Origin of the sequence: Colwellia sp. BRX10-3 (genome assembly GCF_014077505.1) — a bacterium.
Lineage (GTDB): Bacteria > Pseudomonadota > Gammaproteobacteria > Enterobacterales > Alteromonadaceae > Cognaticolwellia.
Genome location: NZ_JACGWA010000001.1, coordinates 302992 through 327186 on the forward strand (window position 1 = coordinate 302992; position 24195 = coordinate 327186).

Annotated in this window: 24 protein-coding genes; 5 read left to right on the forward strand and 19 right to left on the reverse strand. The window is 39.4% G+C overall.

Annotation, left to right across the window (positions count from 1 at the left end; genetic code table 11):
• Positions 1-83 precede the first annotated feature (83 nt).
• On the reverse strand, positions 84-2804 hold the full coding sequence (locus tag H4J38_RS01335) for an SLBB domain-containing protein (RefSeq protein ID WP_182128727.1): 2721 nt from the start codon (positions 2802-2804) through the stop codon (positions 84-86).
• Between the two features lie 635 nt (positions 2805-3439).
• On the opposite strand from H4J38_RS01335, the gene H4J38_RS01340 reads away from it, so the two are divergent.
• From H4J38_RS01340 to serA, 4 genes are all read left to right on the forward strand, one after another.
• The gene (locus H4J38_RS01340; RefSeq protein ID WP_182128729.1) at positions 3440-4975 is read left to right on the forward strand and encodes a peptide MFS transporter; all 1536 of its coding nucleotides are present in this window, start codon (positions 3440-3442) and stop codon (positions 4973-4975) included.
• A 137-nt stretch (positions 4976-5112) separates the two neighbouring features.
• On the forward strand, positions 5113-5712 hold the full coding sequence (locus H4J38_RS01345) for a 5-formyltetrahydrofolate cyclo-ligase (RefSeq protein WP_182128731.1): 600 nt from the start codon (positions 5113-5115) through the stop codon (positions 5710-5712).
• Positions 5713-5802: 90 nt separating this feature from the next.
• On the forward strand, positions 5803-6459 hold the full coding sequence (gene rpiA, locus H4J38_RS01350) for a ribose-5-phosphate isomerase RpiA (RefSeq protein ID WP_182128733.1): 657 nt from the start codon (positions 5803-5805) through the stop codon (positions 6457-6459).
• Between the two features lie 108 nt (positions 6460-6567).
• The gene (serA, locus tag H4J38_RS01355; RefSeq protein WP_182128735.1) at positions 6568-7797 is read left to right on the forward strand and encodes a phosphoglycerate dehydrogenase; all 1230 of its coding nucleotides are present in this window, start codon (positions 6568-6570) and stop codon (positions 7795-7797) included.
• Between the two features lie 111 nt (positions 7798-7908).
• On the opposite strand, the gene H4J38_RS01360 is transcribed toward serA, so the two are convergent.
• From H4J38_RS01360 to ribE, 4 genes are read right to left on the reverse strand one after another with little or no spacing between them, the layout of a single operon-like run.
• Entirely contained in the window at positions 7909-8379 is a 471-nt protein-coding gene (locus H4J38_RS01360) for a phosphatidylglycerophosphatase A (protein WP_182128736.1), read from the reverse strand.
• Positions 8379-9353, reverse strand: a complete 975-nt coding sequence (gene thiL, locus H4J38_RS01365; RefSeq protein WP_182128738.1) for a thiamine-phosphate kinase — start codon at positions 9351-9353, stop codon at positions 8379-8381. Before thiL ends, H4J38_RS01360 begins: the two co-directional genes overlap by 1 nt.
• An 18-nt stretch (positions 9354-9371) precedes the next feature.
• Complete coding sequence (gene nusB / locus H4J38_RS01370; protein WP_182128740.1) at positions 9372-9788, reverse strand: transcription antitermination factor NusB; 417 nt, start codon at positions 9786-9788, stop codon at positions 9372-9374.
• Between the two features lie 12 nt (positions 9789-9800).
• Positions 9801-10265 carry a 6,7-dimethyl-8-ribityllumazine synthase gene (ribE, locus tag H4J38_RS01375; RefSeq protein WP_182128742.1) on the reverse strand — a complete coding sequence of 155 codons (465 nt, stop codon included), beginning with the start codon at positions 10263-10265 and terminating at the stop codon, positions 9801-9803.
• 364 nt (positions 10266-10629) lie between these two features.
• On the opposite strand from ribE, the gene H4J38_RS01380 reads away from it, so the two are divergent.
• Positions 10630-10938, forward strand: a complete 309-nt coding sequence (locus H4J38_RS01380; protein WP_182128744.1) for a DUF6170 family protein — start codon at positions 10630-10632, stop codon at positions 10936-10938.
• A 42-nt stretch (positions 10939-10980) separates the two neighbouring features.
• On the opposite strand, the gene H4J38_RS01385 is transcribed toward H4J38_RS01380, so the two are convergent.
• The 14 genes from H4J38_RS01385 to flhF all read right to left on the reverse strand — a co-directional run bounded on the left by H4J38_RS01385 (position 10981) and on the right by flhF (position 24176).
• Positions 10981-11781, reverse strand: a complete 801-nt coding sequence (locus tag H4J38_RS01385; protein ID WP_310733421.1) for a VacJ family lipoprotein — start codon at positions 11779-11781, stop codon at positions 10981-10983.
• Between the two features lie 172 nt (positions 11782-11953).
• Positions 11954-12421 carry a DUF2802 domain-containing protein gene (locus tag H4J38_RS01390; RefSeq protein ID WP_259365359.1) on the reverse strand — a complete coding sequence of 156 codons (468 nt, stop codon included), beginning with the start codon at positions 12419-12421 and terminating at the stop codon, positions 11954-11956.
• A gap of 57 nt (positions 12422-12478) precedes the next feature.
• Positions 12479-12973, reverse strand: a complete 495-nt coding sequence (locus H4J38_RS01395) for a chemotaxis protein CheW (protein WP_182128746.1) — start codon at positions 12971-12973, stop codon at positions 12479-12481.
• An 87-nt stretch (positions 12974-13060) separates the two neighbouring features.
• Positions 13061-13969 carry a chemotaxis protein CheW gene (locus H4J38_RS01400; protein WP_182128748.1) on the reverse strand — a complete coding sequence of 303 codons (909 nt, stop codon included), beginning with the start codon at positions 13967-13969 and terminating at the stop codon, positions 13061-13063.
• A gap of 4 nt (positions 13970-13973) precedes the next feature.
• The gene (locus tag H4J38_RS01405) at positions 13974-14750 is read right to left on the reverse strand and encodes a ParA family protein (RefSeq protein ID WP_182128750.1); all 777 of its coding nucleotides are present in this window, start codon (positions 14748-14750) and stop codon (positions 13974-13976) included.
• Positions 14751-14759: 9 nt separating this feature from the next.
• Positions 14760-15758: a flagellar motor protein MotB gene (locus tag H4J38_RS01410; protein WP_182128752.1), complete on the reverse strand. Its 999-nt coding sequence runs from the start codon at positions 15756-15758 to the stop codon at positions 14760-14762.
• Positions 15755-16501, reverse strand: coding sequence for a flagellar motor protein (locus H4J38_RS01415; protein WP_182128754.1), 747 nt, complete (start codon positions 16499-16501; stop codon positions 15755-15757). Before H4J38_RS01415 ends, H4J38_RS01410 begins: the two co-directional genes overlap by 4 nt.
• Positions 16494-17615, reverse strand: a complete 1122-nt coding sequence (locus H4J38_RS01420) for a chemotaxis response regulator protein-glutamate methylesterase (protein ID WP_182128756.1) — start codon at positions 17613-17615, stop codon at positions 16494-16496. Before H4J38_RS01420 ends, H4J38_RS01415 begins: the two co-directional genes overlap by 8 nt.
• A gap of 45 nt (positions 17616-17660) precedes the next feature.
• Positions 17661-19754: a chemotaxis protein CheA gene (locus tag H4J38_RS01425; RefSeq protein WP_182128758.1), complete on the reverse strand. Its 2094-nt coding sequence runs from the start codon at positions 19752-19754 to the stop codon at positions 17661-17663.
• A gap of 13 nt (positions 19755-19767) precedes the next feature.
• Positions 19768-20511, reverse strand: coding sequence for a protein phosphatase CheZ (locus H4J38_RS01430; RefSeq protein WP_182128760.1), 744 nt, complete (start codon positions 20509-20511; stop codon positions 19768-19770).
• A gap of 29 nt (positions 20512-20540) precedes the next feature.
• Positions 20541-20924, reverse strand: a complete 384-nt coding sequence (gene cheY, locus H4J38_RS01435; protein WP_182128762.1) for a chemotaxis response regulator CheY — start codon at positions 20922-20924, stop codon at positions 20541-20543.
• Between the two features lie 49 nt (positions 20925-20973).
• Positions 20974-21690 carry an RNA polymerase sigma factor FliA gene (locus H4J38_RS01440; RefSeq protein ID WP_182128764.1) on the reverse strand — a complete coding sequence of 239 codons (717 nt, stop codon included), beginning with the start codon at positions 21688-21690 and terminating at the stop codon, positions 20974-20976.
• Between the two features lie 18 nt (positions 21691-21708).
• On the reverse strand, positions 21709-22551 hold the full coding sequence (locus H4J38_RS01445) for a MinD/ParA family protein (RefSeq protein WP_182128766.1): 843 nt from the start codon (positions 22549-22551) through the stop codon (positions 21709-21711).
• Positions 22552-22595: 44 nt separating this feature from the next.
• A complete protein-coding gene (gene flhF / locus H4J38_RS01450) occupies positions 22596-24176 on the reverse strand; it encodes a flagellar biosynthesis protein FlhF (RefSeq protein ID WP_182128768.1) in 1581 nt (526 codons plus the stop codon).
• Between the last annotated feature and the right edge of the window lie 19 nt (positions 24177-24195).

Below are 24195 nucleotides of genomic sequence, written 5' to 3' on the forward strand. Positions count from 1 at the left end.
TATATTTTGTACAGATTTAGCTTGTGCGCTTAAGCCGATATAAATGCCGACCTAAGCGATAATTAAGCGTGAATTAAGCTTTGTTAAATACCGTTTATTGCGGCAACAGCGACAGCCGAATTATAAATAATTTGTGTTGCTGTCGACCATAATGTTAGATCATTCATATATTCAGAATCTAGTGGCACTACTATAGTATCGCCTGGTTTTAATGAGCTTTCACCCGCGCCAGCAAACCAGTTATTTTCTTCAACCATTTTAATACTACCACCGGCTGAAATAATATAAATACGCTCAGCGTCAGCTCGTTTTTTAATGCCTCCACTTTGCGCAATGTAGTCTTCAGCTGACATGGCACTATTATATAAATGTGAAGAACCCACCTGAACTTGGCCAATAACATTAATTGAATTTTTCTTCGTGGGTACAAAAAGCACGTCGCCGCCTTCGAGCAATACTTCACTATTATTTGCCGCCATTAAACCAGGTAGGTCAATAACTAAACGGCCGACTGGTTCTACATTAGTGATATCAGCAAGTAGTTTTTGGGCATCGTTGTAAGAGGCTGCAGAGCCATTTTCGCTTAACGATTTAGACGCCATTTCAACACGTAGATCACTGGCCAGTTTAACGAGGTTTTGTTGCTCAAGTTCTTTTAATTTTTTACGGGTAAATACTGAGGCATCAGGGTGAGCATAATCGGTTAAACCACCAGCTTTAATCACTAAATCAGCCAAGGTTTCGCCACGTCGAATAGTATATTTACCCGGAAACACAAATTCACCACGCAGTTCAACCACATGATTTTCGCTCCAGGCTGGAATTTTGTGCACGTTCAATCGGTCTTTACTTTGCAACGCTATATTAAAGTCTTTATTTTCTTTTAAGGCTAAGCCCAAATCGACATCTAATGATGTTTTTGATGCGCCTTCTACCGTCAGGGTATTGCGAGTAACTTCTGCTCGCGCTAAGTAAGCCGACTCTTTCACGCCACCAGCGGCCGCTAATAAATCGCTAACTTTTGCGTTTTTCGCTAACGGATAAATACCAGGGAATTTAACTTGTCCGTCTACCTCAACAAGCTGAAGGGGCTGACCAGAAGCACCTTGTTGGCGTAACTTTCTTAATACGGGTGCTAACAAGCGAGGTCGAGAAAACAATGCCATTTCACGAAAGTCGGTTTCGCTGCCCGAGGCGCCATTAGCAATTTGCACTATAGATTGACTACCTATTTGCGCAGCCTCTTCAGCTTCATTAATGCCAATGGCACGTTGTGATGAACTACCACCATATTTTTTCCAAAACGATTTTTCTTTATGTAAACTTTTAGCCTGTTGGCGCTCTTTGGCAAAAAGCTGCTCTTGCGTGTAAGCTAATTCATCTAACGATAGTTTTTCATCCACCGACTTAGTGACGTTAGAAAATATCAATAGTTTGTCGTTTGGTAACAGCGTTAAGTTGTCAACTGGGTCAGACGTAGATTTATTCAGTGCCTTAGCTAAATTAAATTGTAATACCTCGATATTTCTCGCTTGATCTTTTTGGCGAACAATTAAGCCATAACTTAAATCTGCAGAAGGCAGTATATGAGAATCTAAACTAGGTAATAAATCAGCTATTTTTACACCTTGCTGCCATTGATATTTACCCGGGCGTGAAACCGCGCCAATAACAGTAATTGATTGTTCATACATACCTGAACTTTTTAACACGCGAATATAGTCACCACTTTTTAGCAATTGTTTACGCGCTTTGCTATCAGTTAAATCAACATTAATAATGCTACGTAAACTGTGTTCATTGTAGCGTTCTACCATAGTTGACTGCGGGTAAGCCGATGGTAGTAAGCCACCCGCCATTTCTATAATTTGATTAAAACTATCACCGGTTTTTAATTCGTATATAGCCGGTCGTCTTACTTCACCTAGTATTGAAACACTTTTACTTTGTGTTGGGATGAAAACAACATCGCCTGATTGCAGTAAAATATCACTTGAAGAGTCCCCTTGTATTAGCAGGTCGTATAGATCAACGGTTTGCACTACTTTACCCGCACGTTTTACTTCAATATTACGTAATGAGCCAATGTCGCTTACACCACCGGCTGCAAAAATAGCGTGCGTAACACTTGAAAGTGAACTGAGTGTGTAAGGGCCTGGTTTGTAGGCGTCACCTAAAACAAAAATTCGCATTGAGCGTAATTCAGCTAAGCTGACCACAACGTTGACGCCTATAATGCGCTGTTGAATGCGTTCAGCAAGAAATGTTTTCATCTCGTCAAATGCTAAACCAACAACTTTTACTGGCCCAACATTAGGGATAAGAATATTACCCTCTCGAGTGATTGGCAGTATGTATTCAGCATTTTCTTTACCATATATTTGTATCGATAATTGGTCACCAACACCTAATATATAGTGTTTAGGTATTGCAATATCCATGGTAGGTGCAAAGGTGCTTGGCGCATTAGCAAAAACGTCCATGCCAAATCTTTCAAGAGGTTGAAACAATTCACTATCGTTCTCAAAATAAGTAACTTCTGCTTGCTTTTGAACATTATTTTCAGTCACAGGTCTTGGCGAGACAGGCGAAGATGATAATTGTGTTTGTTGGTTACTGCCGGAAATTTGCCCCATAACCGAATTAAGATCAACCCCCATGCTTTGCGCTAATGCTTGCTGCTGAGATTTAGGTAAGTTTTTAAATTGCTCTATTTGCTGTTGGCTAATTTGCGCAGCGAGAGAACTAAAAGAAAGTGTTGAAACAACGAGAAGGCTTGTCAGTAAACGAATAAAGTGAATCATTGGCGCGTATTTCTTCCTGTATATACGGGGACAGAACTTAGATTTAAAATTAAAGCAGCGTGGAGTTTATCAGTAAGTGTACTTTGATTAAAGTAACTTTTTATTAAACGCATCATCAAGATAAAGCGAAGCGTAATGAATTAGACTTAAAGCTGAAATCGTTTGAATTATCAGTGATTCACATAACATTTACTTTCATTAAAATACTTTTAACAAGCTGCATTTGGTTTTGCTAGCATCGGATAAGTTTGTTTACAGTAATTAGCTGTTAGCAACAAATTCAAGGTTAGCCTTAATATTAAACAGTAAGCCCTGATAAACTCATTAAACAAAGTGTGACTTAAAGTTTGGCCGTTATATGTATCAGTAAAACATCAAGTTAATTGCTTTTTTTTACTATTGGTTACTTGGCAATAGCGGAAAAATAAGGATTTAAGCTAACAAAAATTAAGCAGTTGACAGTGATTAACAAGAGATTAACCTACCAGACTTGCCTTTCAAAGCCAGCAAAGGTATAAAACGGGCTGATTATTAATAGTTTCTAATTTATCTGAACGCGATCAACCTGATTTTTATTCATGTTGAAACAAAAATAATTTTAAACCGTGTTTGGTCTTACCTATCGAGGATTTTATATGAGTACCCAGAATTCAGAGGCATTTTACGGCCATCCGGGAGGGTTGAAAACACTTTTCGTCACAGAAATGTGGGAACGTATGAGCTATTACGGCATGCGCGCATTGCTAGTTTTGTTTATGACCGCAACGTTACAAGAAGGTGGTTTAGCATTAACTATTGCATCAGCAACCGCAATTTATGGTTTGTATACAGGTACGGTTTATTTCATGGGCCTACCTGGTGGTTGGATATCTGATAGATTACTAGGTGGCCAAAAAGCTGTTTGGTATGGCGGCATTATTATCATGTTTGGCCATATAGTTTTAGCTATACCAAATGACAAAACATTCTTTATCGGTTTGATTTTAGTTATTTTAGGTACGGGTTTATTAAAGCCAAATATTGGCGCTATGGTTGGCCAATTATATAGTGAAAATGATAAGCGCCGTGATAGTGGTTATGCTATTTATTATATGGGTATTAACTTAGGTTCTTTCATTGGCTATTTAGTTTGTGGTTACTTGGCTTCTGACTTTGGTTGGCACTATGCTTTTGGTGCTGCAGCAATCGGTATGGCAGCGGGCCTGATTCAATATAGAATGACCACGCCAAAATTAGAAGGTGTTGGTGCAAAACCTGTTGCCCCTTTATCTGCTAAAGGCCAACGAAATAGCTGGATAGTTATTGCTGCTTCGCTAGTCGCCATTGCGATAATTACCGTATTAACATTTGAAGGCATTGTGGTGATAGACCCAATAGCCACTGCACAATATGTTGCGATAGCCTTTACTTTAATTTTTGTGGTTTATTATGCCATTATTTATTTTTTCAGTGACTTAACCGGTAATGAAAAGAAGAAACTTTTGGCACTATTATTAATTTGTATTGCCTCAGCTTGTTTCTGGTCTGGCTTTGAACAAGCCGGTTCTTCATTAAACTTATTCGCACGTGATTATACTGACCGTATGATAGGTTCTTTTGAAATTCCAACGGCATGGTTTCAGTTCTCTAATGCTATGTTTATTGTTTTACTATCACCTTTTTTCGCCGCATTTTGGATTAAAATAGGCCAAAGAATGGTTACCCCAGCGTACGGAATTAAATGTGCTGTTGGCTTAATTATTATGGCGAGTGGTTTTCTTGTGATGTTTTTTGCCGCGCAATATGCAGCAACGGGCTTAAAAGTAGCGCCGGGTTGGTTAATTACTACCTACTTCCTACACACTGTTGGTGAGTTATGTTTAAGCCCTATCGCCTTAAGTGCGGTAAGTAAATTGTCTCCAAGAAGATTTGCTGGCCAAATGATGGGTGTATTTGTCTTAACTTATTCAATTGGTAATATTATTTCAGGCTTGCTTGCTGGTAATTATGATCCAAGTAACGTTGAGCAAATTCCTGCGTTATATATTCAAATCAGTCTATTTAGTATTGGCATTGGTATTATTATTTTACTGGTGGGCTTGAAATCTAGATTCTGGGAAGCGCTAAAAACAGAAGATGAAGACACTACAGCGCCAACTAACGATACTAGCAGCGCAAGATCTACTGCCTAATTACTGTTTAAGTTAAAAACACTAAAAAACCAGCATTGATTGCTGGTTTTTTTATGGCAAATTTTTCTTCCACTTTAACCACACTATGTTTAAGCTAAGCTGGACTATACTCTTTAAGCCCAAGTCGACTGAGCCTTATGAAAACCAGACAAGCACTGCGTCAAACCATTAGAAATAAACGCCGACAATTGACTGCCCAGCAACAAAGCGACGCCGCATTAGGCTTATTACACCGTTTTAGTGCCGATGAGAAAATTTTACGGGCTCAGCATATTGCACTTTACTTAAGTAATGACGGTGAGCTTAATACCAAGCTAATAATTGATTGGTGTTGGCAACAGAATAAATGCGTTTATTTGCCAGTTATGCACCCTTTTAGCAAAGGCCATTTACTTTTTTTACGCTTCGAACAACAAACCCCATTAATTAACAACCGCTATGGCATTAGCGAACCGCCACTCGATGTCAGAACAATTATTCCCGCCGCGCAATTAGATATTATATGCACGCCACTCGTGGCTTTTGATAAAACAGGCGCGCGCTTAGGCATGGGCGGCGGCTTTTACGACAGAACCCTAAGCCAATGGTATAAGCAAGAAAAACAGCAAAACATCAGCAGCCCTTACGCTATTGGCTTAGCTCATGACTGCCAATTGGTTGATGAGATCCCCACAGAAGTATGGGACATTCCTTTGCCGGAGATATTAACCCCAAGCACACGGTATAAATTTCAATAAAGCTTAGTTTTTCGAGCTAAGAATTAGTTATAATAAGCGCAAACATAAAGCTGTCAGTATTAAGCTGACAGCTAAACCAAAGGTTTCCCTATGACTCAAGATGACATGAAAAAAGCGGCAGCAATAAAAGCCCTAGATTATATCAAAGCCGATACTATTGTTGGTGTAGGTACTGGCTCAACGGTTAATCACTTTATTGACGCGCTTGCCACAATGAAAGATAAAATTATTGGCGTAGTTTCAAGCTCTGAAGGCTCAACTGAGCGTTTAAAATCTTACGGCATTGAAGTGTTTGACCTTAATAACGTTGATGGTATTGATGTTTATGTTGATGGCGCTGATGAAATTAATCCTCATATGCATATGATCAAAGGTGGCGGCGCCGCCCTCACCCGAGAGAAAATTGTTGCTGCTGTGGCCAAAACCTTTGTTTGTATCGCCGATGATACCAAGCAAGTACCTATGTTAGGTCGTTTTCCATTGCCGGTAGAAGTGATCCCGATGGCGCGCAGTTATGTTGCCAGAGAACTGGTAAAACTGGGCGGCGATCCGGTTTATCGTCAAGGTGTTATTACCGACAATGGCAATGTTATTATCGATGTGCATAACTTAACAATAATGGACCCTAAAGCATTAGAAAATAGCATTAATGCGCTTGCTGGGGTTGTTACTAATGGCTTGTTTGCTAATCGTCCAGCAAATGTCTTAATTATCGGCACTGCAGACGGTGCAAAAATAGTAAAATAACACTTTAGAGTTTATACCCTATATGCTAGTTTAGATATCTAGCCATCTAAAAACTTACTTGACCTTATTTAAGTAAGTAAATGTTTGATCGAGAGAAGATAAACTATCATGAGCAACAATTCACTAGCGAAAGACAAAATTAAGATATTGCTTCTAGAGGGGGTTCACCAAAGCGCCCTTGAAGAGCTGAAAAACAAAGGCTATTCAAATATCGAATACCTTAAAACCTCTCTTTCAGAAGCAGAGCTAATTAAAAAAATTGCCAATGTGCATTTTATTGGCATACGTTCTCGTACTGACTTAAATAAAAATGTTTTAAGTCACGCTAAAAAGTTGGTTGCTATTGGTTGTTTCTGTATTGGTACTAATCAAGTAGATAAAGCTGCAGCGCAATCATTTGGTATACCCGTATTTAATGCGCCATTCTCAAATACCCGCTCGGTTGCTGAACTAGTGTTAGGCGAAACGTTATTATTGTTACGTGGTATACCTGAAAAAAGTGCTCAAGCACATCGTGGTGTTTGGAATAAGTCTGCCGCGGGTTCAGTTGAAGCCAGAGGTAAAACTCTAGGCATTATTGGTTATGGCCATATCGGTATGCAACTAGGCATATTAGCTGAAACGTTAGGCATGAGAGTTCGCTTTTTCGATATTGAAACTAAACTACCATTAGGTAATGCTAGCCAAGCACCAACCATGACAGCATTACTGAAAGAAGCTGATGTTATTAGCTTACATGTTCCCGAAACACCACAAACGAAAAATATGATGGGCGCGGCCGAATTTGAGGTCATGAAAGACGGTGTTATCTTTATTAATGCGTCACGCGGTACAGTGGTTGATATCGATGCGTTAGCAGAGGCCTTAAGCACTAAAAAAGTGGCGGGTGCAGCAATCGATGTATTCCCAATTGAGCCTAAAAGTAACGACGAAGAATTTATCAGCCCGTTACGCGCATTTGATAACGTTATTTTAACGCCACACATTGGTGGTAGTACGAAAGAAGCACAAGAAAACATTGGCCTTGAAGTTGCCAGTAAACTTGCTAAATATTCAGACAATGGCTCAACATTATCTGCGGTTAACTTCCCTGAAGTATCGCTGCCTGGACATATAGGTACTAGCAGATTACTGCACATTCACCGTAATCAGCCTGGGGTATTAACGCAAATTAACCAAATGTTTGCTAAACACGATATCAATATTGCCGCACAGTATTTACAAACTGCTGATCAAATTGGTTATGTGGTTATAGATATTGAAGTTGAAAATCGTGAGTTGGCGTTAAAAGAATTGAAACAGATTGACGCCACTATCAGAGTAAGACTATTAAACTAGTATCAACCTGATTTAAATACGAAAAAGCCAAAGATTATTATCTTTGGCTTTTTTATTGGCTGTTTACTATCTGTTTTTGACGATTACATTGTATTAAATCAATAACTCATTTTAGTAAAAAATCAGCATCATACAGGCCCAAGCAGCTATACCTGCGACAATATCGTCAAGCATAATACCTAAGCCACCATGGCAATTTTTATCAATATAAGATATCGGCCAAGGCTTTAAAATATCGAAAAAGCGGAATAACGCAAATCCCACTATCAAAGTTTGCCATGTTACAGGTATCAAAAACATGGTGATAAGAAAACCAACAAATTCATCCCAAACTATGGCGCCATGATCAGGAACCCCAGCATCTTTGGCCGCTTTGCCACAAATATAAATACCAGCAATGCTCATTATTACTAACAGCGATAAATAAAGCGTATTATTCAATGGTGCCATCAGTAAAAATAATGGAACTGCGGCTAAGGTGCCAAACGTACCTGGTGCTTTAGGCGCTAAACCACTACCAAAACCTAATGCCAAAAAATGGATTGGATTGGATAAGCGAAAATTTGCCGTAGAAGCTTTCATTATGAATCTTTACTACTAGAAAAGTGTTCGAAGCTTTTAGTATGAATAGCGACAGGTTTACTGTTTAAGGTTGTGGTAATTTTTTCACTGCGATTTATCTGACCGATACAAGTGATGGTATTACTGGTATTTGCTAAAGCGGTTTCCATACCCACTTTATTATCTTCAGCTACCGTAAATAACAATTCGTAGTCATCGCCACCGGTTAGTGTCATCTCAAACGCTTTATCCAAACCTACGGTATCACGCAATGCGTTTGAAATAGGTAAGTCATCTAACACGATATTAGCGCCTACTTTAGAAGCGGTACAAATATGCCCTAAATCAGCAATTAAGCCGTCAGAAAGGTCGATTGCAGAACTTGCATATTCGCGCAGTGCTTGTCCGGCCAATATTCTTGGGGTTGGAAAATCTAAGCTACGCTGCACTCTTTCTCGATATTCAGGGGCAACATTCACTTCTTTTAATATATGCTTAAGTGCTAACGCTGCATCACCAATTTCACCGGTAACATAAATCCAGTCGCCAGCTTTAGCGCCTGATCGGGTAAGGTGTTTATTTTTTGGTACTAAACCTTGAGCGGTAACGGTAATACACAAAGGGCCTTGCGTTGTATCGCCACCAATTAATTGCACATTATAATATTCGCACAATTCAAAAGCACCAATACAAAACTCTTCAACCCATTTTAGATCGACCTTGGGCATAGTAATAGCCAACGAAATCCAAGTAGGTTCAGCGCCCATTGCTGCTAGGTCTGATAAATTCACCGCAATTGATTTATGGCCAATTGCGCGTGCGCTGGTTTCATGGGTAAAATGAACTCCAGCGACTAATGTATCTGTGGTTATTGCAATATTTTGACGCTCAGAAGGACTGACTATGGCGCAGTCATCTCCGATCCCGAGCACAACATCCTTGCGTTTAATCGCTTGCTCACTAAAGAAGCGTTTGATCAATTCAAACTCTTTCATATTACAACCAAATTTTATCTATTCGTTCGGACGAACAAGCTTAACGACTTTATCTAAAACACCGTTGACAAACTTATGACTATCATCTGCACCAAATGATTTTGCTAACTCAATGGCTTCGTTGATGATAACGCGATAAGGCACATCTAGGCATTCAGACAATTCAAATACCGCGACGCGTAAAATAGCTTTTTCAACCGGGTCAACATCTTTTAGTGGGCGGTCAACATGTGGTGAAATTTTTTCATCAATGCTGCCAACCTGCGCTGAAATACCGCGAAATAATTGTTGAAAATAAGGGATGTCGAAACGACGTGCACTATTTTCAGTCAAAAAATTTAATTCGATTTCAGCAATATTATTTTGGCTTAGTTGCCAAGAGTAAACTGCTTGTACTGCCAACTCTCTGGCTTTTCTTCTAGGTGATGGTTTCACAAAAATATCCTGTTATAGCTTATCTAGCACGTTAACCATTTCTAAAGCACTTAATGCTGCTTCAGCGCCTTTATTGCCTACTTTAAGGCCAGCACGGTCAATAGCTTGTTCAATACTGTCGGTGGTAATAACGCCAAATGCCACTGGTAAAGTATATTCCATTGCCACTTGTGCTAAACCTTTATTACATTCGCCAGCAACAAAATCAAAATGAGGTGTACCACCTCGGATGACGGCACCAATAGCAATAATGGCATCGTATCCACCTTTAGCAGCGATTTTCTTAGCCGCTACTGGCAACTCATAGGCACCAGGAACACGAATTAATGTTATGTCACTATCGGCAACATTACCATGGCGTTTAAGCGCATCTACCGCACCTTCAAGTAAACTTTCAACAACAAAACTATTAAAACGAGAGACAACAATTGCGAATTTCTTACCGGTTGCATCAAAGTTAGCTTCTATGACATTCATTTAAAAATCACCTACTGATAAAAATTGCCGCAATTCTAGCAAATTGCACGCCCCTGAGGAACTCGTTTTGACAAATTTATCGGAAATTGCGCACCTAAAGTCTAAATTTGGGTTTTATTGTTGCTTGGCAGCAACTTAAACTTTAGTCCAATATCTTGATTTAGTTTTTTTAAAGGCACTTACTGAAAAATTTGACCATATAAATGCTGATTTACAACTATTAGAAAGGATATAAGTGTTAATGCTACTTAGCCCAATCATTTTTACTAAATCTCTAGCTATAGTATTTGGTCATGGCACATTTAGCGCCATTTTTGTATCATAGTGCTATCTATAGTTTAAGCGCATATTTATTTGAAATTTTATGACCATTTATTTCTCTTCCAATAAAATACCAGCATTGCATGAATTTAGCTTACATCAGCGACAAGCTATTTTAACATTGGCGCAATCCAAGCTTACTGCACCTGAAAAATTTATCTTAAATATGATTAAGTTATCGCTGTTGATTCCGCCATTTCTGTTTATCGCTAATTTACAAGGTATTGCCTTAGCCTCTTCTGTTGCTTTAGTGCTGATCGCCTATTTCGCAGTGTTAAGACCTATCATGCTGTTCTTTTCACAAAAACACCTTGATAAAGCCATTGCCCAATACCAAAAAAGCGAACATTAGTTCGCTTTTTTATTCCTACTTATAATGGTGAATGTATTAAAACTACATTCCTTCAAGTTCTTCTAGGTAGGCGTCAATATTTTCTTCTTCTGCTTGGTTCACTTCAATCGGTGGGTTACCGTCGTAAACCTTATACTGCATATTTTGAAAATAAGCATTTTTAACAAATTCATAAGGGTCAATAGCGTCATTTAAAATAGCTTCTTGATCCGCAAAAGACGCTCGAGCTTCTAAACCTAAAATGCCGGCACGTAATATATTAGGCCAAAAATCAATCACCGCAAGTGGCCAATAATAGCTATCAACAAAGTCACCAACCTCTTCACGTACAGATGAAGGGCCAAGCGCAGGAACTACTAAGAAAGGGCCATCGCCAACACCATAACTACCCAACACCTCACCGAATTCTTCTTCTTGTCGGTCCCAACCAAAATCACTCGCTGGGTCAAAAAAACCCAATAAGCCAATCGTTGAATTCAACACAAAACGTCCGGTTGATTTTGCCGCATCAGTGAACTTTGCTTGTAACAAATGGTTAATGATTGTTGAAGGTTCGTTTAAGTTAAGTGCCATGTTATGAACACCTGTGCGCAAATCTGTTGGCATATATTCAACATATCCTTGAGATGCTGGCTTGAAGACGTATTTGTCTGCATAGTCCCATGTAAAAGTCCAAAATGGGCGGTTAATAGCTTCTAGCGGATCTTTTGGATCAGATACTGTTTGCTCTGATGAAGGCGTTGTAGAACAAGCCGTTAAAAATAACGAAAGCATTACGGTTAATATAAGTTTTAGACTAAATGTTGCTTGGGCTTTCAATGCAATGTTGCTTATTCTGTTCACTACAGGATCCTTGTTTTTATAACCGCGATTCATTCGATATTACGGTTATAATTGAAATATAAACTTTTCTAACACCAGTTTATCACGGGAGCATTAAGAGTTTTATTTAAAAAATGTAATTTTAAGTGTTGCGCGTTATACAACATGACTCTCTGTAAATAGCGCTAATAAATTATTTTGATATTTTTTGCCGATGAACGGAAAGTAACATTTCGGCCTCGGCTCTTGGAATATCGCACTCGCGCATAATTTCGGCAATATCTGCGCCTAGCTCAACAAGCTTTTGCGCCCGAGTGTACAGCTTATCTTCTGGTTGTTGATGTAAAAGCTGTTCAATGGTTTGAAATTTATTATTGAACTGTTCTTGAGTCACTTTAATGCGGTGTTCTAGTTGTTTGCTAACTTGTTCATTTTCGATTTGCGACTCGCTACACAGTTTTTGGTTAATATCTAACTGCGATTGACTACTGGCGAGCAAATCTTGCAACTCTAACAATTGTATTTCTTGGCTATTTACTTGTTGTTGTAATTCATCAATTTGCTTAGCAAAACGATTCTTCAGTGCCAACAATAACATAGCAACAAGCATCACAATGGCGAATGCGATTAAGCTGATCAGATTAGCGGGTATATTTTCCATAATTAAATTAAGTTCGCTGAAAATAAAAGCCTGCTTATGCAGGCCTATTGGTCGACGTTAGAATTGTTTTAATTCATCCCATTCGTCATCAGAGAGTAATTTATTCAAATCAACCAAGATCAGTAACTCACCTTCTCGGTTAGACACACCTTGAATAAACTTAGCACTTTCATCGTTGCCAACATTTGGCGCAACATCAATATCTGATGCTTTCAAATAAACGACTTCAGCAACACTATCAACTAAAATACCAATAACTTGTGTTTCAGCTTCAATGATCACTACGCGTGTGTTGTCTGATATTTCAGCAGACTCAAGCCCAAATCTTGCACGAGTATCAATAACGGTAACCACATTGCCACGCAAGTTGATAATACCCATAACATACATTGGCGCACCCGGAACAGGTGCTATTTCAGTGTAGCGTAATACTTCTTGAACTTGCATTACGTTAATACCATAGGTTTCGCTGCCGAGCTTAAACGTTACCCATTGTAGTAGTTCATCATTGATGTCTACACGTTCGCTTGCATTGCGTCTTTCATCAGACATACTGCTGACCTCTTTAAATTTCTGTTTTACTTAAATACTTATACTCTAAGTATACTGGCAAGTTTGAATTCATCAATTATTCTTGTCTTATATTTGCGTTATATTTGCGCCTTTTTCCAATAACTTAATTAAAGACCCAACATCTAAGAGTGCACACATACGATTTTTCACTAATCCTGCAAGCCAAGGACGTTTGTTTGCTGAATCTAACCATTTAACATCTTCTTGCTTGAGCGTTACCGTATCGATCAATTTTTCAGCCGTCAAGCCCCACGATGAATCACTCAGCATTATGATGTATTGGTAGTTAAGCGCGGAGATTAATGCTTCATCGCACTTTTCAGGCATTACCCAACGAGCAGTATCAACTACTTTTACTTTTTCTTCTCGGTGCAGCATAACACCCTTAAACCAATCAGGCTTGCCCATTAGTGGTGTGGTTTTATCTGTGTTATGGATACCACCCAACTCGATCAGCGGAACAGCAATGGTTAAACCAGCAACTTCAAAAAACATCGCCTGAAAGTCGCCTTGGCGATAGCTTAATTTTTTACTCGCTACGAAACCGCCTGAGCTTTTATGGGTTTTAATTTCATTTTCGCTAACGTTAGCGGCACTTGTTACTGACTTTAACTCTGGTGTTAATTCGGGCTTAAATTCTGGTTTAATTTCTGGTTTAACTTCTGGTTTTCTTGGCGCTGTTCTAGCTACTACTTTTTTCTGGACTGGCTTAACAACTGTTTGTCTTATGACCGGTTCGGTAATAGTTAGGCCTTGAACTAGGATTTTATTCTCAGCTTTTGCTGAGCTTAACTGTTTTGTGTTTTCTGGTGCAAAAACCTGAGGGAAAGTAGCACTGTTAAGTAACTTATCTAAAGGTTGAGCTTGTTTGATTTTAACCGGCAATGCTGGCTTTTGCTCTATTTCTTCTTCAGTAAGCAACTCTGACAAATAAGTCTGCATCAATTTTTTACTTGCAGCTAAAGGCTTCGGCATCGGCTTACTTACTCACAGTGTTTAAATTAGCGATATATTTTAATAAATTATCATAAGCAATGATACCACGAGAGTTTGCGGCATAATCTGAAGGCACCTTTTGAGCAACACTGGCATTTCGAAAATTAGTATCAATTGGCACAACACCCGGCCATACAGAGTCACCGTAAAGCTCTTGTAATTTTTTGTAAGTCATTATTGATGCTTTAGTACGTTTATCAAACATAGTGGGGACTATAGTATATTTAAAGGGTTCAGGTTGTTGACCTTGCATAATGTCTAAAGTTTTCATCATGCGATCTAAACCTTTTAGCGCTAAGAAGTCGGTTTGAACGGGTACGATAATTCTATCACTGGCTGCTAACGCATTCACCATAAGCACCCCTAAAATTGGTGGGCAATCAATTAATACATAATCGTATTCGTCTTCGATTGCGCGCATAACTTTTTTTAACACTAACCCCATGCCACCTTTATTACCAAGCGAGCGATCGAGTGTAGCTAAGCCCATAGTCGCAGGCAATATGTCGATATTATCATAATGAGTAGGACATAAGCTTTGCATGATTTGCTCTTTGGTAGACACCTGTAAAAACAAATCATAAACGCTGAGATCTAAGTCTTCAGATTCGATACCAAAATAGTAACTTAATGACGCATGGGGATCGGTATCCACTAAAAGTACCCTATGCCCTTGTTCAGCTAATAAACCAGCTAAGGCAATAGCTGAGGTAGTTTTACCCACGCCACCTTTTTGATTTGCAACGGTCCAAACTACCAAGAGAAATTCCTATTGATCATTAGCTTTTATTTCTGATGGTTTGACCACTTCATTGTCTATATTAGGCTCAGTACGCGTGGTTATACGAATACCGCCATTATCTAGTCGAATAATACGAATTTCGTCAGTTTTTTGTTCAGTGCTAATGCTTTTAATCGCTTCAACATCTTTGACTGAAATGGTGGGTGTTGCCAATAAATTGGCTTTTTCTAAACCATATTTAGAAATCGCAATAACGACACGGCGATTTTTTGCTCGACCTGTTGCTGTAGCATTGTCTGCGCTTGGATAGTATTGACCATATCCTTCAATAGCCATACGCGCAGGGTTTAAAGTTAATTCTTCTAATACCCGTAAAATTGCTGTTGCTCTAAATACTGATAACTCCCAATTAGAGGAAAAAATTTCGGTATCAATTACTTGGTTATCGGTATAGCCCCTAACCCTAATGTAATTAGTTGTATCGGCAATAATTTGGTAGATAACCGACAGAATATCTTTTGCGGCATTGGTTGGCGACGATGAACCACTTGGAAATAATAAACCGCTGTTTAATTCAATTTCTAACCAGTCGCCATCTATTTGCAATTGCGCGTATCCGGATTCAACTAGCTCGTACAAAGCTTCATGAAGATCTTTTTCTAAAGACGTTAACGTTGTGCCAACTTGTGCGTCTGACACATTAGATAAGGTAACTTCACCTGTAACCAGCTCAGGGCCGGCATCAGACAAAATACCGTTGCCAAATAATCGTTTATTAGTTTTTGAACTGTTGACAGGTAAAATGTCATCACCATGGCCGCGATTTTTAGGTTTGTCTTTATTCGCTTGAAAGACACGACCTATAGATTCGGTAGCCGTTTCAAAAGGTTCTTCGTCGATCATCGCCATGGCATATAACACGACAAAAAGTGCAAAGAGTAAGGTCATATAATCAGCGTATGAAACTAACCAACGCTCAACATTTTCATGCTCAACTAAATGGCGTCGTGCTCGCAGGCGGTTCATTGTTCTAACCGAAATGCCGACAGTTTATTTTCAATGGCATGTGGATTTTCAGCTAAAGCAATGGCAATCAAACCTTCGGTCATCATTTCACGATACATAGTTTGTTCATGAACTATGGCTTTAATCTTATTGGCAACCGGTAAATAAATAAGGTTGGCAAACCCTACACCGTAAATAGTAGCAACAAATGCTGTGGCAATACCTTGCCCCAATAATTGTGGGTCAGCTAAATTTGACATCGCATGTATTAAACCAAGCACGGCACCTAAAATACCTATGGTTGGGCTATAGCCGCCCATTGACTCAAAAACATGGGCTGAGCGTAAGTTATGTTCACGATATAAATCTAGATCTAATTCTAATGAAACCCTTAAGTTTTCAACCTCTACGCCGTCAACTAGTAGGTTTAAGCCTTTGTTAACGTAAAAGTCATTTTCTTCTTCTGCAATATGCTCCAGCGACAAAAAACCAGATTCTCGAGCTTTTTCAGCCCAAAGTACGATGGAGTCTATTCCCTGCTCAATATTGTATTTGGGCGGAACAATCAACCATTTTAGTAAGGTCATGGCGTGTAGAAACTGACTTTGTGATGACTGCAACATTACCGCGCCGAGTGTACCACCAAAAACAATAATGAATGCAGGTAGCTCCAACAACGACGATATTGAGCCGCCATCAATAATAAAACCGAAATATATCGCCAAAATGGCAATAATTAATCCCGATATACTTAGTTTATCCATGCTGTATTTCCTTAAGAATTGCAGATGGAAAGCTTTCAAGCGACAGTGATAATTCAGATATTCCAGCAACCGCTACCGCTTGGGGCATGCCATATACAACACAAGACTCTTCATCTTGCGCCCATATGGTGGCACCTTTACTTTTTAATAATCGTGAACCTTCACGACCATCGGCACCCATTCCGGTTAATATAATGCCTAAGACATTGCCGCCAAATATTTTAGCAGCAGAAGCAAAACTAACATCTACACTAGGCTTGAAAGCAATCCGCTCCGAATTGTCTTCGAGTATTCTTAGTTTTGCTGCATTTTCTGTACCATCAATGACCATTTGTTTGCCACCTGGTGCTAAATAGGCATGACCAGGTTTTAAAATATCGCCAGAACTCGCTTGTTTTACATTTATTTTGCACAGACTATTTAATCGGTTAGCAAAAGCTAAGGTAAATGCCGCAGGCATATGTTGCACTATAACGATAGGCAACGGGAAATCTTCTGGTAATTGAGTTAATAATTTTTGTAACGCGACAGGCCCGCCAGTTGAAGTGCCTATTGCTAATAGCTTGTATTCTTTACCTGAGCTTTTTCTGTGCGTAGCGCTTTGGCGGGAGCTAACTGCTGAACCGGAGTTTGCACTAGATGCTTGATTTACAGTAGCTTTCGCTTCAACCGATGCGCGTGAGCGAAAGGTTGAAATTCGCGGTAAATTAGCGCCTTTTTTTCTTGCTAATAGCCTTACTCGCTGACGTAACAAACTACCGGCGTCTTCAGTATTTTTCGCTATTTCATTAAATTTTTTCGGCAGAAAGTCTAATGCACCAGCATCAAGTGCTTCAAGCGTTGCTTGAGCGCCAGAGTGGGTTAAGGAAGAAAACATAATAATGGCTGTTGGTGCTTTTGCCATGATTTGTTTCACCGCGTCAATGCCATTTAATAATGGCATTTCTATATCCATGGTTATAACATCAGGTTTTAAGGCTATAGCCTTTTCTACTGCGTCTAAGCCATTAATAGCGACGTCGATCACCTCGAGATCAGGATCATTATTGAGGATATCTGTTACTCTGCGGCGAAAAAAACTGGAGTCATCAACCACCAATACTTTAAAGGACATTTACAATCTATTTCCTGTCGTTATCTTGTGTTTTACCCTAGGGTATTATGAACGTAATTTTTTATGCACTATCGCTTTTTTTGCATAATATTTCAGCATGTTAGGCACATCAATAATCAAGGCAATACCGCCATCACTCGTTATTGTTGCACCAGCCATACCTGGCGTACCATGTAATAATCTGTCTAACGGTTTAATAACCACTTCTTCTTGACCAATTAAGCTATCAACAACAAAACCAATTTGTTGATTACCTAGCTGTACAATTACAACATGGCCGCGTTCTCGTGGTTTTTCTACATAATCTCTCACTAACCATTGATCAAGGTAAAACAACGGGATAGCTTTTTGACGGACAATAATGGTCAACTGGCCATCAACTAAGTTAGTTTTAGTTAAATCAAGATGGAATATTTCATTAACGGCGGCCAAGGGTAATGCAAAGGTCTGCTTACCAATCACTACCATTAAGGTCGGTAATATTGCTAGCGTTAACGGTACCGTAATTTCAAGTATGGTACCTACGCCCATTTCTGAGTCGATACTAACAGTGCCGTTAAGCTGGGTGATTTTTGTTTTAACCACATCCATGCCTACACCACGGCCTGACACTTCTGAAATTTCAGTTTTAGTTGAAAACCCTGGGGCAAAAATAAGACTAAAGGCTTCTTTGTCAGACATACGTGCTGCTGCGTCTGCATCTAAAACGCCACGTTCTATCGCAATTTCTTTTAGTTTTTCGGCATTCATTCCTGCGCCATCATCACGAATGGTTAGGAGGATATGATCGCCTTCTTGTGATGCTGACAATACCACAACACCTTCGCGTGGTTTACCTGAAGCTTCACGTTTATCAGGGTCTTCAATACCATGATCAACTGAGTTGCGCACAAGATGCACTAAAGGATCCGCTAAAGCTTCAACTAAATTCTTATCTAAATCGGTTTCTTCGCCTTCAAGAATAAGTTTAATTTCTTTATTAAGACTTCGGGCCAAATCACGCACTACGCGAGGAAAACGGCCGAACACTTTCTTGATCGGTTGCATACGCGTTTTCATTACCGCGCCTTGCAAATCAGTAGTTACCGCGTCTAGATTTGACACTGCCTTGGTTAAGTCTTCGTCTTCTTTTGCAATACCTAAACTGGTCAGACGGTTACGCACTAAAACTAACTCGCCAACCATGTTCATGATTTGATCTAATCGTTTGGTATCAACCCTAACCGTTGTTTCTGCTTGAGCAGGCTTAGCAGGTGCTGTTTTTTTGTCAGCTGTTGCTTGGTTTACGGCTGGTTTAACTTCAGGTTTATTCGCTGCAGGAACACTTGCAGCAGGCGCAACAGGTACCACTTTCGCAGCTTGTGCTGGTGTTTGAGCTTTAGGACTTTGGCCCTTGCCGTGAAGTTCATCTAGCAATGACTCAAAATCATCATCATTTATTTCATCGGATGACGTTGTACTTGCTGTTTTTTCATTCGCTGCGGTCACAGCAGGAGAAAACGCCCCCTGGCCGTGAAGTTCGTCTAATAATGATTCAAATTCATCATCTGAAATATCATTATTATTTGATGTAGGGGGCTTTTCAGCTGCGGGTTCACTTGCCGCAGGTGCACCACCACCATGAAGTTCGTCTAATAGCCGTTCAAATTCATCGTCTGACATTTCGTCATTTGAACCACTATTAGTTGTTGCAGTATTTGCCTCAGAAGTCGCTACAGTAGCGTCAGGCACAGTGGCTGTATCTTGACTTTCAGGTTGAGATAATCGATGTAGGTCGGCTAATAAACTTGGTTCTGCGCTTGTTAATGGCTCTTTATTTTGCACTTGAACAAACATTTCGTTAATAGTATCAAGTGCTTTAAGAATGACATCCATTAACGATGAAGTAACTGAGCGCTGCTGATTTCTTAAAATATCGAAAACATTTTCCGCACCATGACAAGCATCAACTAATTCGGCAAGTGACAAAAATCCGGCACCACCTTTTACGGTATGAAACCCTCTAAAAATGGCGTTGAGCAATTCGGCATTATGAGGGTCATTTTCAAGCTCGACTAATTGCTCCGACAAGGTCTCAAGTATTTCTCCAGCTTCGATTAAAAAATCCTGAAGAATTTCTTCATCTTGTTCAAATGACATTGAGTAACTCCTATTAAAAACCTAAGCTTGATAATAAATCATCAACGTCGTCTTGATCTGCAACAACATCATTACGGCTTTCGCTATTTATGATCGGGCCTTCGACTAAATTTTCGCCAACTTTCGGCAGATAATTTGATTTATTTTGTTCAGAGGAAAGACCAAAGGCTGTCAGCATATGAATCAAACTATCTTCAACCTCTCGCACTAAATCAATAACCTTGCGAATAACTTGACCCGTAAGATCTTGAAAGTCTTGCGCCATTAATACATCAGTCATCAGGCTATGAATTTTATTGGTTTCTTTTTCTGTTGTTTTAAGTAATACATCAATATCAAGACACAATGCCTTAAACTCGCCAACATCAAGTTCATTGTGCATTAACTTATGCCACAGTGGATTAACAGTGCTAATTTGCTTTTGAATACTATCGACAACCGGAAAAATTGCTTCTACGGCATCCATGGTTTTATTAGCCGCTTCTTCGGTGCGACTAATCACAAAATTCAATCTTTCTTTAGCGTCTGGTATATCAGCAGTAGCTAAATCACTCAAACGTGAATCAATATGAAAATTATTCAATGAGTCATGCAATTGGCGGGTTAGTTTACCTATTTCTGCAAATAGTTCAGAGTTAATAGGGTTTTGAATTTCTGCAATTAATGCATCTGCTTTATCTTGTTGATCAGTTTCAATATATTCAACCAACATTTTAGCTTGTTCTAAAGAAACATGGACACTCGTATTTGTACTCATATAACGGCCTTGCATAAAAAGACTGGTGATTAACCAAGACGTTCGAAAATTTTATCAAGCTTAGTGTTTAGCGTGGCAGCCGTAAATGGTTTTACGATATAGCCATTAACACCTGCTTGGGCCGCCATGATAATTTGCTCTTTCTTGGCTTCTGCGGTCACCATCAATACTGGAATATGAGATAATTTAGCATCAGCTCTAATGGCTTTAAGTAAATCAATGCCTTGCATACCTGGCATATTCCAATCAGTAACAACAAACTCAAAATTACCATCTTTAAGCATCGGCAATGCAGTATTACCATCGTCTGCTTCTGAGATATTGGTAAAACCTAAATCGCGTAACAAATTTTTGATTATACGTCTCATTGTTGAAAAATCGTCAACAACAAGCACTTTCATATTTTTATCCAAGGCACCCTCCGGTTAGAACATTTAAAATTCTATAATATTATTATTCTACTTAACTTTGCCACGATTGCATACGAGCTTTTAATCTATGCATCGCTTGACTGTGTATTTGGCTTACTCTTGATTCACTCACATCAAGTACTTGCCCTATTTCTCTCAGGTTAAGTTCTTCATCATAATACAATGACAGTACTAAAGCTTCTCGCTCGGGTAAAGAGGAAATACATTCCGCTAGTGATTTTTTAAAGAAACTATGTTCTATATTAGCATAAGGTTCATCTTGCTGATGACTATGGGCTACTTCAATTACATCTTCACTAACACCTAAATCATCAATGCCCAGTATTTTCCCTGAACTAACTTCATTAAGTATCTGATGATATTCATTTATTGTGATATCGAGTTTTTCTGAAACTTCAATGTCAGTAACATCACGACCATATTCAGCTTCTAAAGTTTTTATGGCGGCGCTGATCATACGGCTGTTTTTATGTACTGAGCGGGGAACCCAGTCGCCACGACGAATCTCATCAAGCATGGAACCACGAATACGAATACCAGCAAAAGTTTCAAAACTCGCACCTTTGGTATTATCAAAATTATTCGCCGCTTCGAGTAAACCTATCATGCCTGATTGAATAAGGTCATCAACCAAAACACTGGCAGGTAATCGAGCAAGCAAATGATAAGCAATACGTTTTACGAGTACTGTATGCTGCTCCAACAAAGCCGATTTATCAACACTATAAGTATGTAGTTTTACCACCATAGCTCACTTGTTCGTTGGTTAATGTTCTAGCAATTGCTCAATAAAGAATTCTAAATGCCCTGAGGCTTCTTTAGGTACTGGCCAGCTAATTATATTTTTGGCGAGTGCTTTAAAGCCTATTGACGCTGGAGAGTCAGGATATGCTTCAACAATGGCTTGTTGTTTTCTAACAGATTTTCTTATGTTTTCATCATAAGGCACAACGGCGACAAGCTCCAAAGTAACATCTAAAAATCTATCGGTAACTTTAGAAAGTTTGGCAAATAGATTCTGACCTTCTTTTGGGCTACGTACCATGTTTGCCACAACTTTAAACTTGAATAAACCGTGATCTCGGCTTAGTAATTTCATCAGTGCATAGCAGTCAGTAATTGAAGTTGGCTCGTCACAAACGACTAATAAAACATCTTGAGATGCACGGCAAAAACTTAATACCATATCGGAGATACCGGCGGCGGTATCAACAATTAAAATATCAAATTTGGTTTGCATATCACTAAAAGCACGAATAAGCCCGGCATGCTCAGCAGGTGTTAAATCCACCATAGATTGTGTGCCAGAGGTTGCAGGAATAATATTGATGCCAGCAGGACCTTGGACAATAATATCGTCAAGTTCACACTCACCGGATAATACATGAGACAAGTTACGCTGCACACGCAAACCTAGCATAACGTCAACATTAGCTAAACCTAAATCGGCATCAAGCACTAAAACACGCTTACCTAATTTAGCTAAAGAAATGGCGGTATTTAATGAAACATTAGTTTTACCAACGCCACCTTTACCGCCAGAAACGGCTATAACTTTAATCTGTTGAGTTTCTTGCATTTTTCTTAAGCCGCTCGCTTGATCTATCATCTATGTAACTTCTCTATATAACTGCTCTGCCTAACGTGAGGCGACTATACTGCTACGGGTGCCCGCCAAGAAACTGCCCCTGAGCTTTGATACTTGATTGCCATTCTATCTGCTAGCGTAACCAATTTTTCAGCATTTGCAACTTTAATATCTTCTGGAACCCTTTGTCCATCAGTAAGATAGCCAATAGCTAAACCATTTTGCAGTGAAGTGGTTATAATTTCACCCACACTAAGGCTTTCATCTAATTTAGTATAAATACAGCCCGCCAATGGAATTTTCTTAAAGCGTTCAACATTTTCTTGCATTACACGCTGCTGAGTATTTGCAGCTAACACTAAGTAGTTACGAATCCTAACACGAGCATTCGCAATTAAGGTAGTCAAATGCTCAGTTAAACGCATATCTCTTTGTCCCATACCGGCAGTATCTATCAATATTAATTTCTTTTGTGCAAACTGTTGTAACAGGTTATCGAGTTCATTCGCGTCGTTGGCAAGTTTAACTTGGCAACCAATAATACGACCGTAAGTTGCTAACTGCTCAAAACCGGCAATACGATAACTATCAGTAGAAATTAATACCACTTGGTCAGCGCCGTGAATTTGTGCAAAGCGGGCAGCTAGTTTTGCAATAGTCGTAGTTTTACCTACTCCTGTAGGTCCAACAAGTGAAACCACGCCACCACGTTGAATAATATCATTATTCGTCGTATTTAATTGTTGCGCTATAATATGTTTTGCTTGCTGCCATGCGTCTTGTTCATGCGTATTGGCGGGAATGTAACCTGCAATTTGATCGGCAACTTGTTCATTAAGGCCCATGGCCATTAACTTATTAACTAAGACTGCACGCATTGGGTCTTTTTGTGCCATATCTTGCCACATTAAACCCGACATTTGATGTTCTAAAAGCTGGCGAATTGAAGACATTTCTTTTTGCATATGGTCAAATTCACTGCTATTTATTTGACGATCACCATGTGAACTCATTTTATCCGCACCCGCTATTGATTGTTCAATCGCGTTATTGAAATTTGAATTATTTAACTCACTCCCAGCAGCTTCCGATTTCTGATTAAATCCATCTTCAGGTGATTCTATGCTCGTAGTTTGCTCTAAACGGGTGGTAAAGTTTTTAAACTGCTGTTCGATATCTTGAGGTGCAGCGCCGCGCTTGGCACTGCCTTGATGATTTTCTTTAGGCGTTGAGTTTTCTATTTGGCTATTAAATGCACGTGTTGCAGGTGCTTTATCGTAGCCATTTTGTTGTACTTGTCGGCTTAACAACGCAGCCAAGCTATCGGCCGGCACAGTCGTCGACTGTTGCACTGACTTATCCGCTGTCTGGCTCATTGATTTGGGTGAACCATTTATTGCGACGGTATCTTCAACACTATCTACTCGATTAGCCGGTTGGTTATTGGCATCAGCATTATGCTGCTTGTGGTCAGAACCTGATGATTTAGCAGGCTTAACACTTTGGTTATAATCAACCGCCGCCATTAATTCGACACCTTCAGCAATCTTCTTATTAGACATAATAACCGCGTCAACACCCAATTCTTCTTTAATTTGTGCGAGTGCGGTTCTCATATCTTTTGCTACGTAACGTCTAATTTTCATCGCCAACCCCTATAATTCG